We start from the raw sequence: 13,626 nt of genomic DNA, 5'->3' as shown, positions 1-13,626 counted from the left end.
TTTAGTATAGGCCCTTTAAAACTTTTGATACATTGTCACAATCATTCATGACATAGAAGTGAACAGAAGGAACATTTGCATTTAATAATTCTTCTGTTTGTTTTCGTGCCCAGTTGATTCCAATCTCAATAATGTGATCAGGGTTTTCATGGGCCTCTGCTACAAATTCATCAGGAAAATCAACGTAGAAGTGACGAGGTACATTTGAGAATTGATTCATTCTCTTAATAACTTTTATTCCCGGTACGATTGGAACAGTAATGCCTGCTTCGCGACACTTATCAACAAATTCAAAGTACTTGCTATTATCAAAAAACATCTGAGTTACAATATAATCAGCACCAGCATCTACTTTCTGTTTTAAGTAATGGATATCTGTTGCAAGATTAGGAGCCTCGAAATGCTTTTCAGGGTATCCAGCAACTCCAACACAGAAGTCTAGTGGAAAACTATTTGAAATATCGTCGAGGTATACACCTTTATTTACATCACTTATTTGCTCAACAAGATCTTTGGCATAGAAATTTCTCTTTCGAGAAAGATCATATTTCTTATTGTAATTAAGAGCATCGCCTCGCAATGCTAATACATTGTGAATCCCTAGGTAGTTAAGTTCGATTAGAGCATCTTCGGTTTCTTCTTTTGTGAAGCCTTGAGTGAGAAGGTGAGTTACAGTATCGATCTTAAAGCGATTTTGAATAACTCCACAAATACCAACAGTACCTGGACGTTTTTTATAGATTTTTCTTTCAACAGAACCATCACTTTTTTCATTATAATATGCACCAGCTGAATGAGCTGTTACATCAACCCATGAAGGATTGAATGGTAAAAGTTTTTTTACAATATCAGTTACTGCAGAAATATTCTTTCCTCTTGGTGGAGGAACAATTTCAAAACTAAATAATGGACTTGTGGCCTTATCGATGTGTTCAATTACTTTCATTAAATCTAAATCCCTATGTACTTGTTGTGAAACCTTATTTTAATCATTTATAAGCGATAAATAAAGCTTTAAGGGAAGGTAGGGGCCTCAAGTTTTGAGGCCTTAGGTTAATTCGAATGAATCTGAGTAATTTGAATTTTTAGACTATTGAGGCAGGACGAATGAGGGAAAATTTATTTAAATAAATCCATCAATTTGTTGAAGATGTTTTATCTAAGGACTCTTCGATTTCGTATATTTTCTCTATTTGGAATGCAGAGGTGATTTCATATTGGAATAATATAAGTATTATCAGGGGTTTATGAGTTTCATGTTGAAAGAAAAGCTGATATGATAGTAATAAGTGAGGATTCATCGATGGAAGAGAATCAAGTATATCATTTAGAAAGTGAATTTATTCGCGTATCAGTATCGTCTCTTGGGGCGGGACTTCTTTCTATCTTTGACCTCGAGTCAAATGTTGAATACCTTTGGCAGGGGCATCCTACTTTACATCCATGGAAGCCTCAAATTCAATTTCCAATAGTAGGAAAGCTAAAGGATGATCAATACTGGCTTGGCCGTAAGTATTATCGCATGCAAAAGGATGGTTATTTAAAAGAGCTTCTATTTGAAGTAAAGAACCAGAGGCGCGATCGTATAACCTTTGTCCACACTAATACTAATGACACAGAGCTTATCTTTCCTTTTCGTTATAGTATAGAAATAACTTATATGGTCTATGGGCCAAAACTTACTGTTTCATTTGTTATTAAAAATCTAGATAAGAAAGAGATGTTCTTCTCCCTTGGATTTGGGCCTACATTCAATCTCCCATTAGGGTATGAAAGTGTCGAAGACTGCTTTATTGAATTAGATCGTGAAGAAGAAAGAGGAGCTTACTTTTTAGAGAATGATCTCGTTAATTTTCATGATGCCGATAATAAGAAGATTATGAATAATCGAAGGATTTTTGTTAATCAAGAGAACTTCAGAGGCGAAGAGATGGTCTTTAAGGACATTATTTCTTCAAACGTTACTCTTAAGAACTTAGTTAATGAAAAATCAGTAAATATAGACTTTGGAAATATACCATATCTATCGATATGGACTTATCCTGGTGCAAAATTTGTTCGTATTTCACCAGCATTTGGAGTTACTGATGCTCTAGACTCAAATAATGATTTCTATATGAAAGAAGGACTTGTTGATCTTGAACAAGAAAAAACTTTTAAGCATGAGATCGTCTTTCACATAAGGTAGATATGTATCGAAATGAATTAGATAAAATAAAAGAAGGTATTCACGATAAACTAGAAAGCTTGTCTTGGGGCGATATGTCCATTGAAAGAAAAGCAGATAAGAGTATTGTTACTGAATTTGATATTTTTGTTTCGGACTATATAAAGAAGGTCTTTGAAGAGTCTGGTCATAATTATAATTTTTTTTCAGAAGAAGATCAGGAACGTTTTGAATTTCCTGTCATTGTGCTTGATCCAATTGATGGAACACGTGAGTTTGCCAAAGGTTATGGTGAATGTGCAGTTTCGATGGCGATATTGTATTCGGCAGATATCAAAGATGAAAGAAACTTTGGCTGGATCTATAATCCATTTACAGGGTTTGAAATTACAAGTGATGTGAAGTTTCCATTGGGAAGTCGACATGCTCATGCTGATGCTATAAATATAATGATTTCTCGTTCAGAGTGGGAGAAGGGTGCATATAAGAAGGATTTCTCGAAGAATTTCCGTATTGCTCCACTCGGCTCAATCGCTTTTAAACTTGGACTTCTTGCCGCAGGCGCATGTGAATGTGTCATCTCATTTCGTGATAAGAATATTTGGGATATCGCCGCTGGAGTAGTGATATGTCATTCTAGAGGAATTTATTCTGATGAAATCACTGATCTAGCAGACAAGAAGCTTAATGGGCCATTCATTTTTTGCCGTGATGAGCTAAAAGATATTGTCCATGAAGAAATTGAGCGCTTGAAGTCTAGTTAAAGAGCTCTTCAAAGTCTTTCATTGTTAATTTACCGCTAAATAACTCATCTTCATCTTCAGGAAGAAGTTCTTTAAATAGCTCTCTTTTGATTTCTTGTAACTTTAAGACTTTCTCTTCAACTGAGCCTTTAATAATTGGCCTAAAAACGTTTAAAGTATTTTTCTGACCGATACGGTAAGCTCGGTCAATGGCCTGAGATTCTACTGCTGGGTTCCACCATGGATCCATTATGAATACATAACTTGCTGCTGTTAGGTTTAGACCAACACCACCGGCTTTAAGAGAGATTAAAAATAACTTCGTTTTTCCACTTTGGAACTCATCAACTGCCGCTTGACGTTTTTTTACGTTAAGAGAGCCATCGATTCTAGAGTACTTCCAAGTCTGCTCGTCAAAGGCCGAACCAATGATATCAAGATATGTTGTAAACTGTGAGAAGATAATGACTTGATGACCTTCTTCAACAATTTGCTCTAAACTTTCAATGAGATAGTCTACTTTAGTAGAGGCCAAGCTTCGAATATTTTTTGTCATCTTATTCGAATGATTTTGCCAAAGGCAACTTTGTCTAAGCTCGAGAAGACCTTTTAGAATCTCACCATACTTCTTATTCTTTGGAGCATTATTAATATTGTTCTTAATTGACTGAAGTTTATTCTTATAAAACTCTTCTTCCTCATCATTGAAGCTAAGAAGAACATTATTTTCTAGTTTCGGAGGTAAGTCTGTCAGAACCTGGCTCTTTGTTCGTCTAAGAATAAAAGGTGCAGCTGTTTTTCTAGCATATACTCGTGACTTAGGTGTTGAGCTCGATCTTATAAATCGTAGATCTCCCCAAATTCCAGGAATACTTAAGTCGATAATATTATAGAATTCTGCCAAATCATTTTCGACAGGGGTACCTGTGAGGCAAACTCTAAAGTTTGCTTTAATCTTTCTAGCTGAATGAGCGCCGAGAGATCTCATATTCTTTAAATGCTGGACTTCATCAAGAACCAGAATATCATAATTTGTTTCTTCAAATTCAGCTTCAAGCTCTCTCTTTAAGATACCGTATGAAGTTAGAATAACTTTTGCTTTACCATCTTCTGGAAGCTCTCTATCTGCGCCATGATAAATATGGACATCAATATTTGAAAATTTCTTAAACTCATTCTCCCAGTTCAGTAGGAGAGAGACAGGGCAAACAATTAGAACCTTATCGATTTCGTCATAGATACTATCGATAAAAGCAATTGTCTGAATAGTCTTACCAAGACCCATGTCATCGGCAAGACAGGCCCCAAGCTTATTTTCATAAAGAAAGTTTAGCCAATTATATCCTGTTTTTTGGTATGGCCTTAAAATATCATCAAAGTGCTTTGATAGTGGGTAATCAGGGATTCCTTCGAGATTTTGTAGACGTTCACAAAGTGCAACTTCTTCATCTGTTAGAGCTCCCTCAAGCCCAATCTTTTTGAGTTCAAAAAGTTCAAATATTCTTGCGCGAGAAAATGGTAGGATGAATTTTTTGAATTTACCTTCCTGTATTTCTTCTTTTGCTTCAAACTTTGTATATTTTTGAACAAATTTTAAAAGATCCTTTTGCTCATTATTTAAAAGGACGACGCCACTTTTTGTAATGGCGATATTATTTTCTAGATCGACATTTTTTATAACATCTTGATCGAGCTCATCGATCTCAAGCTCGAGATCAAACCATCCTGAACGTCCAATTTGCTTTCTTTCAAAGCGAATACGAGAGTTCCAGCTTTTGAGTTCATTATTATCGTAAAAAATCTCAACACCATAAGGTTTAGTCACACTAAATAGTTTTGAAAGTCCTTGAGTGATTTGAGACATGGAAACTTGAAAAATAACTTCGTTACTATCTCTATAATGATAAGAGTAGCGGAAGAAATGATCTCCAAACTCTGTAACCATGATTTTAAAAATTAATCGTTGAAGTTTATTGTCATATTTATAGAGTTTATGATTTTCATGATCAAAGCTAAGTGTATATTCTTTGCTTACAACTTCAGAGATGATACGAATCCAAGCTGACTTTTTACTCTTACCAGAAAGAGATTTCTTATAACCATCAACACCTGTTTCAAAATAGTGCTGAACTTCTCTTAAGAAGTTATATGCTTCACTTTTCTTTCTAAATAAATCGAGGTATCCACCTTCAAAAGTAAGGGAAGAGAAGAATTGTGGTGGTCTTGTTCTCTTATCTTCCTTATTAAAGAACTCTACAGAAAAGTTATTATATCCCTTTCTTTGAGAGTTATTGATATAAACTCTTAAATCAGGGGACTCAATTTCATTAATATCAAATTCATTACCTTCTACTTCAAAGGAAATATACTTTTTTAATCTTTCTGAGTAGGCGAGATTTAGTGCATCATCAATTTTATAAGAGTGAATATTAGATCTTAGAGATGATACAAATTCTCTAACTTCACTTGGAAGAGAGAAGAGTTCACCTGTATCCCAGTTAAAGAGATAAAGGTTTTCAAAAACGCTTATATTGCGATGAGTTTTATCGTCATCTTTAATGGCAAAGCGAATACTAGACTTTAAGTCATCCTGAAAATCAATTCGCTGCTCTTTATTAGGAGCGATATTAAAGACAAGTTTTCCATTCAATGTTTCAGGAATTGGAAATTCAATCGTCTTCTTATTAGTAAGTGAATAATTAAGAGTTGAATATGTTGGCCCATGTGGAGCATTTTCTAATTCATGCGGGCCATTAACAATAGTTCCGTACTCAAGAGGGTAGACACCATATCCTCCGATTGGGGGAAGTTGTGTACTATTGTCACTTTGGTCGCCAGAAGTGGCCATATAATACATAAATAGGGCCGCAGTATGATGACAATGTTTCTCAGCTGTCCACTCTAAACAATCACAAGTGGTTGAAAGAGGTGGCTCATCAGTACCTTCAAGACGTTTTTTATAGACGACTTTAGATTCGTAAGGACGATCTTCTTTAATGATTCCTGTTGTGATGAGGTAACCATCAAGACTACCTTTCTTAAATGAAAGGGATACTTTTCCATGGCCGAGAAGTTTTCTGGCCTTAGAAATGGCCAACGTCGTAAAATATTTTTTTGCTAGATCGAGTCCAGGTTCTTGTGTCATAAATAAGCTTTATCTTTAAAAGTCTTATTATAACGTAAAATTAGAGAATGTAATAGTCATTGTTCTGTTAAAAAGAAAGGCCCCTGAATAGGGGCCTAAAATACTTAACTATTTTCGATATACGATTTTAGAAGTTTTGCTCTCGATGGGTGTCTTAGCTTACGAAGCGCTTTTGCTTCAATTTGTCTAATACGCTCACGAGTAACGAAGAAGTCTTGACCAACCTCTTCTAAAGTGTGGTCTGACTTTTCACCAATACCAAATCTCATTCTAAGAACTTTTTCTTCTCTTGGTGTAAGAGTTGAAAGTACTGAACGAGTTTGCTCAGATAATGTAATACTCATTACAGCATCGGCAGGTGAAATGATCTTCTTATCTTCAATGAAGTCTCCAAGAGATGAATCTTCTTCTTCTCCAATTGGAGTTTCAAGAGAAATTGGCTCTTTAGAGATCTTTTGAACTTTCTTAACCTTATCTACTGGCATTTCCATTTTCTCAGCAATTTCTTCTGGAGTCGGCTCACGCCCAAGTTCTTGGATAAGTTGTCTTTGAGTTCTAACCATCTTGTTAATCGTTTCAATCATGTGAACTGGGATACGGATTGTTCTTGCTTGGTCAGCAATGGCACGAGTAATTGCCTGACGAATCCACCAAGTTGCATAAGTTGAGAACTTATAACCACGACGGTACTCAAATTTATCAACTGCTTTCATTAGACCAATATTTCCTTCCTGAATTAGGTCAAGGAATTGTAGTCCACGGTTTGTATATTTCTTAGCAATTGAAACAACAAGTCTTAAGTTGGCTTCAACAAGTTGAGCTTTCGCGCGGTCAGCTCTTTCTTCACCATTAGTGATAATCTTATAAACTGTTTCGATATCATCAAAGCTCATTCCAGCTTCTTGAGATAATCTTCTTAGTTTTCTAAGGATATCTTCCTGGTTACGAACAAGTTGTTCTACTTTAGCATCTGTTGTGAAAAGCTCTTTTGCAAATGCACGTTTAAATGCATCGTCTTCCATAATCTTCTCATGAAGTTCACGGTATGCTTCAATTGTCTCTACTTCAAGGAATTTAAAGATACGATCTTGTTGTTCGTAAAGGTCTTTAAATTGTAGATAGTATTTCTTAACTGGCTCAACAAAGCTATTAATGATTTTTCTATTGAAAGTTAGATCAGCAAGATCTGTTGCAATACGGTCCATTCTTTCTTTCTCTGATTTAGAGAATTTTTCAAATGTTCCATCATCTTCATTAACGTTTTCATTGTAGATACTTGTTAATTCATCACAAAGGTTGATGATTGTCTTCTTAACCTTATCAACATCTTTTTGAGTTGATTCGTCATCAAGACCACGTACAAGCTCTCTAACAAACTCTGTCGGGTTTTCTAGTTCAGTAATACGATCTTTTAGAGTGATGATCTCTGCGATTGCGTGTGAAGACTTTAGACATGAAAGAATAATTTCTCTTTCACCTTCTTCAATTTCTTTTGCAATCACAACTTCGCCTTCTCTTGTTAAAAGAGCGACAGATCCCATTCTCTTTAAATATAATTTTACTGGATCAGTTGAGGCACTTCTAAGTTCAGCTTTCTCTTCTTTAGAAAGTGTTTCTTCGATAATTTCTGTACCATCAAGTTTGATCCCCTCATCTTCTTCTTCAAATTCTTGCTCTGTAATTTCGATTTCAGCTTCGTTGATAGCAAGCATGATGAGGTCAAGTTCTTCAGGAGCAATGATACTTGCTGGAATCGCATCATTGATTTCTTCTGGAGTCAGGGTGTCTTGATCCTTACCTCTAGAGATAAGTTTTTCAAACCCCTTTGATTTTAAAAATTGTGCAGCACTTGACATGTTCGGTTTCTCCAATTTTTACTTCAAAGTAAATAACTTTTTTTCGATGTCGTGAATCTCTTTTAACAACTCAGTTAATTCAGATTGAGTTTTTATCTCACTTCTTTTTAACTTTAGGAGTTGTCTTTTTTCTCTAAGATTTTCTTTAATTAATTTTTTTCGAAGGTCATTAATTATTTTTACAGCTTTCTCTTTTTCTAGTTGGATTCCTTTATTTTTTATAATGCCTTTTTTGATAATTTCTTCAAGGCCGTATTCGGAAGAACTCGAAAGTGCAAAGTTTTTAAATTCCCTCTGATCTATCTCAAAGATTAAATTTTTTAGATTCAAAATATATTCTTTTACCCTATCTGACTGCATAAAATCAAGTAGATCGGTCATTTCATCATACTCAAGGCAATCCGGATGTTCAATGATAGCAAGCAATAAAGTTTCCTCTGTTTTGGAAATCTTATCCTCTTCTTCAGGGTAACTTGGCATCCCGTTTGCAGAGTCTTCCACAAAGTTTGCCATATAATCTTCATCGTATGCAGGAGGTTCCTCTTGCGGGGTATTTTGATTAGTAATTTTAGGTTGAAAAGTTGAGCTCTTCGAATCTTTTAAGAATTGTCCATAGTTGTCGAGAATACTCTCTTTACTAGACTCTAGGCCAAGTTTCTTTGCCCATGACACAAGCCTTTCATTCGCATTAAGGTCATTGCCAAGAGGTGAAACAATATCAAAGGCTTGTTTAAGAAGATTTAACTTTTCGTCGAGAATCTCTATTGGTCGCTGAGGAAGCAACTTGTTAAATTCATAGTCAATAAAGGCCTGGGCATTATCAATTCGATCTTGGAAAGCAAGAGTACCTTCTTTATCAAGAAAGTCATCAGGATCTTTATGTGGAGATAAGTCGACAAACTTAGGTAAAATACCGTGTTCCAAGAATTGGCGGTTTGTTCTTTGCGATGCTTTATATCCTGCTTCATCATTATCCAGAGCAAGATAAATATTTTTCGTCATAGACTTAAGTGTACGCAGGGAATTGTCACCAAGGGCCGTACCCATGATGGCAACGCTATTTTCGAATCCTTTCTTGTAAGTTGCAATTTGGTCCATATTTCCTTCTACGACGATAACGCTATCGCGCTTTCTAATGAAAGATTTTGCAAGATGGAGGCCATAGAGTAGGTTTCTCTTATTAAATATGAACGATTCTATAGAATTCATGTACTTAGCGTGTTGATATTCGTGAATTCTTCGGCTTGTGAAGCCAATAACTTTACCGTAGTGGTCCCAAATAGGAAACATAATGCGCTCCCTGAAAGTATCATAATGGGACCCATTATCTTTATTGTGTTTAATAATTCCTATTTTTAAGGCCGTTTGAAGAATTTCATTTCGGTCTTTTTTGGGAAGAGAGCATACATAGTCATAGACACTATTCTTCTTTGGGGCAAACCCTAGTTGATAGAGGTCAGCAATTTCATCACTCAAGTGACGATTTTTTAGAAAGTCTAGATACTGTTCTGGCTTGAGGTTTCGGCCAGATTGAAAATATATAGTTGATGCCACCTTAAGTAGTTTTTCAGCATAAATGAACTCTTTGGATTTCTCTTTCTTATTTGTGTAAGAGTCAAAATCAATTCCAAATTTGTCACATATATCCTTCATTGCTTCAATGAATTCCATGCTTTGCAGGTTCATAACAAAATCAAAGTGACTGTGACCGGCTCCACATGAGAAGCATTTATACATTCGTTTATCGTTGACGACAGACATAGAAGGGTTTGTGTCATCATGGAAAGGGCAGACTCCATAGAGATTATTTCCCTTTCGAACTAAGTGCACACCATAGCGCTCGATTAAATCTGAAATCGGGATCTCGTTGACGATTTTTTCGCGCAGTTGTTGTAAAGACATGTGTGTGACTAACCTAGCTAATTAATTTGCTTTTTTGGATTTTAGAACAAAAGCTTTAATATTTACACCTTGCTCGATAAATATTTTCTCAAACTTCGTCTTAAATTGGCAAAGTAAGTGATCTGGAGCATCATTCCAAAGGTCTTTAGTTTCTAATTCAAGTTCAAATAGATCCTGTTTTTCAATAACTTCCTTCATCCACTCAGCATATCCATCGTGATCTGTTTTAACAAAGAAGTATCCACCTGGCTTGATAACTTTGTAAGCTCTCTCTAAAAAAGGAAGTTGAAAAAGTCTCTTCTTGTGATGACGTGCCTTCGGCCATGGATCAGGGAAGAAGTAGAAAACCTTATCAAGCTCGTTTTCAGCAAAGAGATGCTCAATTCTTTCACCTTTTGCTCTTAAGTATTTGAAATTTCTATATGGTAGTGATTTTAATTTCTTTGCTAGGGCGTAGCTTCTCTTAAAACGATAATCGAGTCCGACAAAGTTTTGGTCGCGATATGTGTCACAGTATTGGAGCATGAAGTGTCCGTAACCAGATCCAATCTCAAGACATAATTCACCATCTTGTTTGAAAACTTCGCTATTCCATTTCCCTTGGTATTCTTCGGCCTCTTCATCTCGAAGAACGAACTCACTAAATTCAGTTAATTTATCGTGGTATGGATTACGATGCTTGTATTGGAAGTCTTTTGAAAAAGACTTATCCTTATTTTGTTCATAAGCAAATGGATCGTTTGTCGCTTCTTGAGCGTCTGATTTTACTGGCAACTTGAACTCCTAAATGATTATTGCACCTAGTTATCAAATTCAAGTCGCTCAGGCAAGGTATTATAGGCTCTATTAAGAGATTCTACATACTTGGATTAAGAGAATTTTATTGAACTCTTAGCGATTGAGCATTTCTTCAATAATGCGTGCAGCTTTTTTGACTTGTTCTGGATCTTTGAATCGATCAGCAATAGCTTTTTTTAATTGTTCGATCTCAAGTTTGTCTTGCTGCTTATTGTGCTCTTTTGATGTAGTGGGTGCTTCATGCTCGTGTGAGCGAGCACCCATGTATAAATTTGTGTATTTTTTTACACCCATTGGATATCCTAAGCTGCAGCTTCAGCTGAGCTCTTTTTCATTGATGATACTCTTTTCATGTGATCTTCAATTACTTCATATAGTTCTAATTTTGTTGAATAAGGATCCATTCCGTCTGGCATAGTTGAGTAAACAACCTCATCGTTAATCTCAGCGAAAATAAACCAGTTATTACCTAATTTTTGGAATAGTACTTCTGTGCCTTTGTATGAAACTGTCATAATCTTCCTCCTGATTTATGCTTAGCAATCCTTGCTAAAACAATGACACTAACTATATCGACACTTAAATTTATTAATTAAAAATATATGAGTTTTCTTTTAGACGGGGAAAAAACTACCTAGGTCGTCTAAACCCTAGTAACGATAGGTGATTCCGACATTATAGCCAAAGGTTCCTTCAAGCTCTGTTGAAACGGAAGGTGAGGACCATAGTTGCCCATGAGTAAACTGAGCATCAGACTCAAGTGTTGATGGAAGCTTAATATCAATCACTGGGCCGTGATAGAAGTAGGTGTGTTTTGAGCTGAATGCTCTTTTATGAGATAGATTAACTGCAAGGCGAATATTGAACATCATGCCAGAAAATAACTTCTCTTCAGCAATGGAATTTGTCTGGTCATCCTGAGAAATAAAACGTCTTTGATAATTAACACCTACTTGAAGCATCGATTCGATTTCAAAGTATTGTCTTTTATGAAAGGTGTATGAAACAACAGGTCCTAATGTAAAAATTGAACTACTTTCTTTCGTAAAAATATCTCCATTTAACTGATACTCACTCTGTCCTGTTGAGATACCACCATAGAAGCCAAAGTAGAGGCGGTTCTCGTCATCAAAGCTTGCAGGTCTTAAGTATTTGATATTTAGACTACCCTCAAAACCATTGCTCTCTCTTTGAACTTGAGAGGTGTAGCCGTAACGCGAAGTTGGCCCTTGCTTAAATATGAGGTCCACTTGGGCCCGGTTTGTAGGGTGGCCCTTTAGGGGATATTCATCAGGAATTGGTTCATCTATTACATAATCAGTAGGGTCGTTCTTTACATAGATTGTGTTTCCAATTTCCTCTGAGTCATTATTTAATACCAGCTTAATGAAGTCTTTCCTAATATAGGCCTTTCGTCCATCTCTCGTTAACGTAACATAATAGTTTTCATTATTTAGATAGTTCGGATGTAAATAAACACTGTCACCCTTTCTGATGCGCATAAGAATTCTTCCACTAGCATTGGGCTCGCTTACAACTGGTGCTTCATGAACTCGTATAATTCCTTGAGTTGCAAGAGTATTAAAAGTCAGTAAGAGTATTAGGAATACTTTTATCATATGGAAACCTCAAACTCCTTTCCTATACTGAGACTTAGCATAGTCGCTGAATTATCATCAGTAAGTGATGTATTTGGAAAGAAGACATTTGCATCAAATGTATATGTTTGTTTTTTTAAGTCAAAATTTAAGAAATAACTTTTGTAATTATAGCTAAAGTTGGCCCCAAAAGAGTCAAGAGAGTGGTCTACTGACTGACCAAATACTTCGGCCGAAGAATATAGTGAACGACTGGCGCCAAGTCCGGCCGTAATAAATGAATCATCGTTAATACGATATCGGTATTCAATTCTTAAGCCTATAGAGTAAGTATTGAATTGAACTTCTTGTCCGCTATTTTGTGAGAGGTACTCGAAGTTTACAAATACTGGAAGGTCCTTAAATGTCTCGACACCTGCTTCAAGAGTGAAGTTTGTAGCATTAAGAGATAGGCCATCTGTGAAGAAATTAGGCGATGAAGAACCAACTCCTGCTTGAAGGTGTAAGTAGGTATGGATCTGTTTTTTATCAAATTCCACGGCCTTAAATTTATCTCGATTAAAGGGTTTAAATGTTTTCTCATGGAAGGTGAGGATATTCTCTAAGTGATTTAAATTTTGTCCTTGTGTGACATATTTAACATCCTTCATTTCACCGCTTTTAGGAACAAGGTAATAGTATTTTGATCCTGGTCTTATTTCTTGTGTACGAATAATTGTATTCTTTGGCACTCGGTAAAACTTTGTTCCCTCTAGGTTTTCAACGAGAGAGTTCTTTAAAATAACACTTCGAAATGTACGTACTTTGAAATTATTCTTAGTGTATTTAAAGCGCTTACGATAGTTGATTTTTTGAGCATTATCTTCTCGACCAAGCTCTAGTAGGTCGTTAAAGAGCTTCTCTTCATTTGCATGGCTTGCATTTGAAAAGAGAAGAGTAGTCATCAATAATTGGAGAAGAATTAACTTAGACAATTTATGGCCTCTTGAAATGCTAGAAAATTACTTTCGTATTTAAAATCTTTGGATTGGACTTCGTTTATAGGAAGCCATTTAAATCCTTGGTGTTCTTCTTTTGATATTGTTATTTCATCCTTGTTAGTGAGGGCCGCAAAACAATATTCAATAACATCCTTTCCCCAGCGATCATGAAATTTAAATTCTTGGGAGAGTTGAACTAATTCAGCTTCCTCAATTCCCGTTTCCTCTAAGAGTTCTCTTTTGGCCGCAGTGAAAATATCTTCTCCAGACTCAACAGATCCTGTTACATTTTGCCAACCAAATCCTCGATCGGCTTTCATCTCAAGGAGAAGGAGGGCCTTTTTCTCTTTATGCAGAGTGATAATTTGGACTTTTTTATGCAGTGAATTCATATCTTTATTATAGCAAAATTTTGAAATTACAGTGGCTTGGGCAAA

The 13,626-nt window shown here is 35.8% G+C and carries 12 protein-coding genes and 1 pseudogene; 2 read left to right on the top strand and 11 right to left on the bottom strand.

Features of this window, described 5'->3' with window-relative positions:
- Nucleotide 1: 1 nt before the first annotated feature.
- On the bottom strand, nt 2-946 hold the full coding sequence (locus tag ACN5L8_RS08070) for a methylenetetrahydrofolate reductase (protein WP_115362108.1): 945 nt from the start codon (nt 944-946) through the stop codon (nt 2-4).
- 357 nt (nt 947-1,303) lie between these two features.
- On the opposite strand from ACN5L8_RS08070, the gene ACN5L8_RS08065 reads away from it, so the two are divergent.
- Complete coding sequence (locus ACN5L8_RS08065; protein ID WP_158536876.1) at nt 1,304-2,188, top strand: hypothetical protein; 885 nt, start codon at nt 1,304-1,306, stop codon at nt 2,186-2,188.
- A gap of 2 nt (nt 2,189-2,190) precedes the next feature.
- Nucleotides 2,191-2,931, top strand: a complete 741-nt coding sequence (locus tag ACN5L8_RS08060) for an inositol monophosphatase family protein (RefSeq protein WP_419168893.1) — start codon at nt 2,191-2,193, stop codon at nt 2,929-2,931.
- Here the strand turns inward: ACN5L8_RS08060 and ACN5L8_RS08055 are convergent.
- The 10 genes and pseudogenes from ACN5L8_RS08055 to ACN5L8_RS08010 all read right to left on the bottom strand — a co-directional run bounded on the left by ACN5L8_RS08055 (nt 2,924) and on the right by ACN5L8_RS08010 (nt 13,581).
- A complete protein-coding gene (locus ACN5L8_RS08055; RefSeq protein ID WP_419172790.1) occupies nt 2,924-6,055 on the bottom strand; it encodes a DEAD/DEAH box helicase in 3,132 nt (1,043 codons plus the stop codon). The two genes, ACN5L8_RS08060 and ACN5L8_RS08055, sit on opposite strands and share 8 nt — an antisense overlap.
- Nucleotides 6,056-6,159: 104 nt before the next feature.
- Nucleotides 6,160-7,596 carry an RNA polymerase sigma factor RpoD gene (gene rpoD / locus ACN5L8_RS08050; RefSeq protein ID WP_233500263.1) on the bottom strand — a complete coding sequence of 479 codons (1,437 nt, stop codon included), beginning with the start codon at nt 7,594-7,596 and terminating at the stop codon, nt 6,160-6,162.
- Nucleotides 7,570-7,911 (bottom strand): annotated as a pseudogene (locus ACN5L8_RS08045) (RNA polymerase sigma factor region1.1 domain-containing protein); the annotation flags it as partial. The pseudogene ACN5L8_RS08045 and the gene rpoD, both read right to left, overlap by 27 nt.
- A gap of 18 nt (nt 7,912-7,929) precedes the next feature.
- Entirely contained in the window at nt 7,930-9,813 is a 1,884-nt protein-coding gene (gene dnaG / locus ACN5L8_RS08040; protein ID WP_115362098.1) for a DNA primase, read from the bottom strand.
- 21 nt (nt 9,814-9,834) lie between these two features.
- A complete protein-coding gene (gene trmB / locus ACN5L8_RS08035) occupies nt 9,835-10,587 on the bottom strand; it encodes a tRNA (guanosine(46)-N7)-methyltransferase TrmB (RefSeq protein WP_419172789.1) in 753 nt (250 codons plus the stop codon).
- 117 nt (nt 10,588-10,704) lie between these two features.
- Complete coding sequence (locus ACN5L8_RS08030; RefSeq protein WP_115362094.1) at nt 10,705-10,905, bottom strand: hypothetical protein; 201 nt, start codon at nt 10,903-10,905, stop codon at nt 10,705-10,707.
- Nucleotides 10,906-10,913: 8 nt separating this feature from the next.
- On the bottom strand, nt 10,914-11,126 hold the full coding sequence (locus tag ACN5L8_RS08025) for a hypothetical protein (RefSeq protein ID WP_115362092.1): 213 nt from the start codon (nt 11,124-11,126) through the stop codon (nt 10,914-10,916).
- A 135-nt stretch (nt 11,127-11,261) separates the two neighbouring features.
- Nucleotides 11,262-12,230, bottom strand: a complete 969-nt coding sequence (locus ACN5L8_RS08020) for a hypothetical protein (RefSeq protein WP_419172788.1) — start codon at nt 12,228-12,230, stop codon at nt 11,262-11,264.
- Nucleotides 12,227-13,183 (bottom strand): hypothetical protein, encoded by a 957-nt coding sequence (locus tag ACN5L8_RS08015; RefSeq protein WP_419172787.1) that lies wholly within the window; start codon nt 13,181-13,183, stop codon nt 12,227-12,229. Before ACN5L8_RS08015 ends, ACN5L8_RS08020 begins: the two co-directional genes overlap by 4 nt.
- On the bottom strand, nt 13,171-13,581 hold the full coding sequence (locus tag ACN5L8_RS08010) for an NUDIX domain-containing protein (RefSeq protein ID WP_115362087.1): 411 nt from the start codon (nt 13,579-13,581) through the stop codon (nt 13,171-13,173). The genes ACN5L8_RS08015 and ACN5L8_RS08010 overlap by 13 nt, the downstream gene beginning before the upstream one ends.
- Between the last annotated feature and the right edge of the window lie 45 nt (nt 13,582-13,626).

Source organism: Halobacteriovorax sp. (genome assembly GCF_048381875.1).
GTDB lineage: Bacteria > Bdellovibrionota > Bacteriovoracia > Bacteriovoracales > Bacteriovoracaceae > Halobacteriovorax_A > Halobacteriovorax_A vibrionivorans.
Note: the sequence above shows the minus strand (reverse complement) of the source record. Positions and strands in the feature narration are given on the sequence as shown.

Coding starts and splice junctions, on each gene's coding strand:
- ACN5L8_RS08070 (WP_115362108.1), bottom strand. CDS start 946: ATGAAAGTAATTGAACACATCGATAAGGCCACAAGTCCATTATTTAGT.
- ACN5L8_RS08065 (WP_158536876.1), top strand. CDS start 1,304: ATGGAAGAGAATCAAGTATATCATTTAGAAAGTGAATTTATTCGCGTA.
- ACN5L8_RS08060 (WP_419168893.1), top strand. CDS start 2,191: ATGTATCGAAATGAATTAGATAAAATAAAAGAAGGTATTCACGATAAA.
- ACN5L8_RS08055 (WP_419172790.1), bottom strand. CDS start 6,055: ATGACACAAGAACCTGGACTCGATCTAGCAAAAAAATATTTTACGACG.
- rpoD (WP_233500263.1), bottom strand. CDS start 7,596: ATGGGATCTGTCGCTCTTTTAACAAGAGAAGGCGAAGTTGTGATTGCA.
- dnaG (WP_115362098.1), bottom strand. CDS start 9,813: ATGTCTTTACAACAACTGCGCGAAAAAATCGTCAACGAGATCCCGATT.
- ACN5L8_RS08030 (WP_115362094.1), bottom strand. CDS start 10,905: ATGGGTGTAAAAAAATACACAAATTTATACATGGGTGCTCGCTCACAC.
- ACN5L8_RS08025 (WP_115362092.1), bottom strand. CDS start 11,126: ATGACAGTTTCATACAAAGGCACAGAAGTACTATTCCAAAAATTAGGT.
- ACN5L8_RS08020 (WP_419172788.1), bottom strand. CDS start 12,230: ATGATAAAAGTATTCCTAATACTCTTACTGACTTTTAATACTCTTGCA.
- ACN5L8_RS08010 (WP_115362087.1), bottom strand. CDS start 13,581: ATGAATTCACTGCATAAAAAAGTCCAAATTATCACTCTGCATAAAGAG.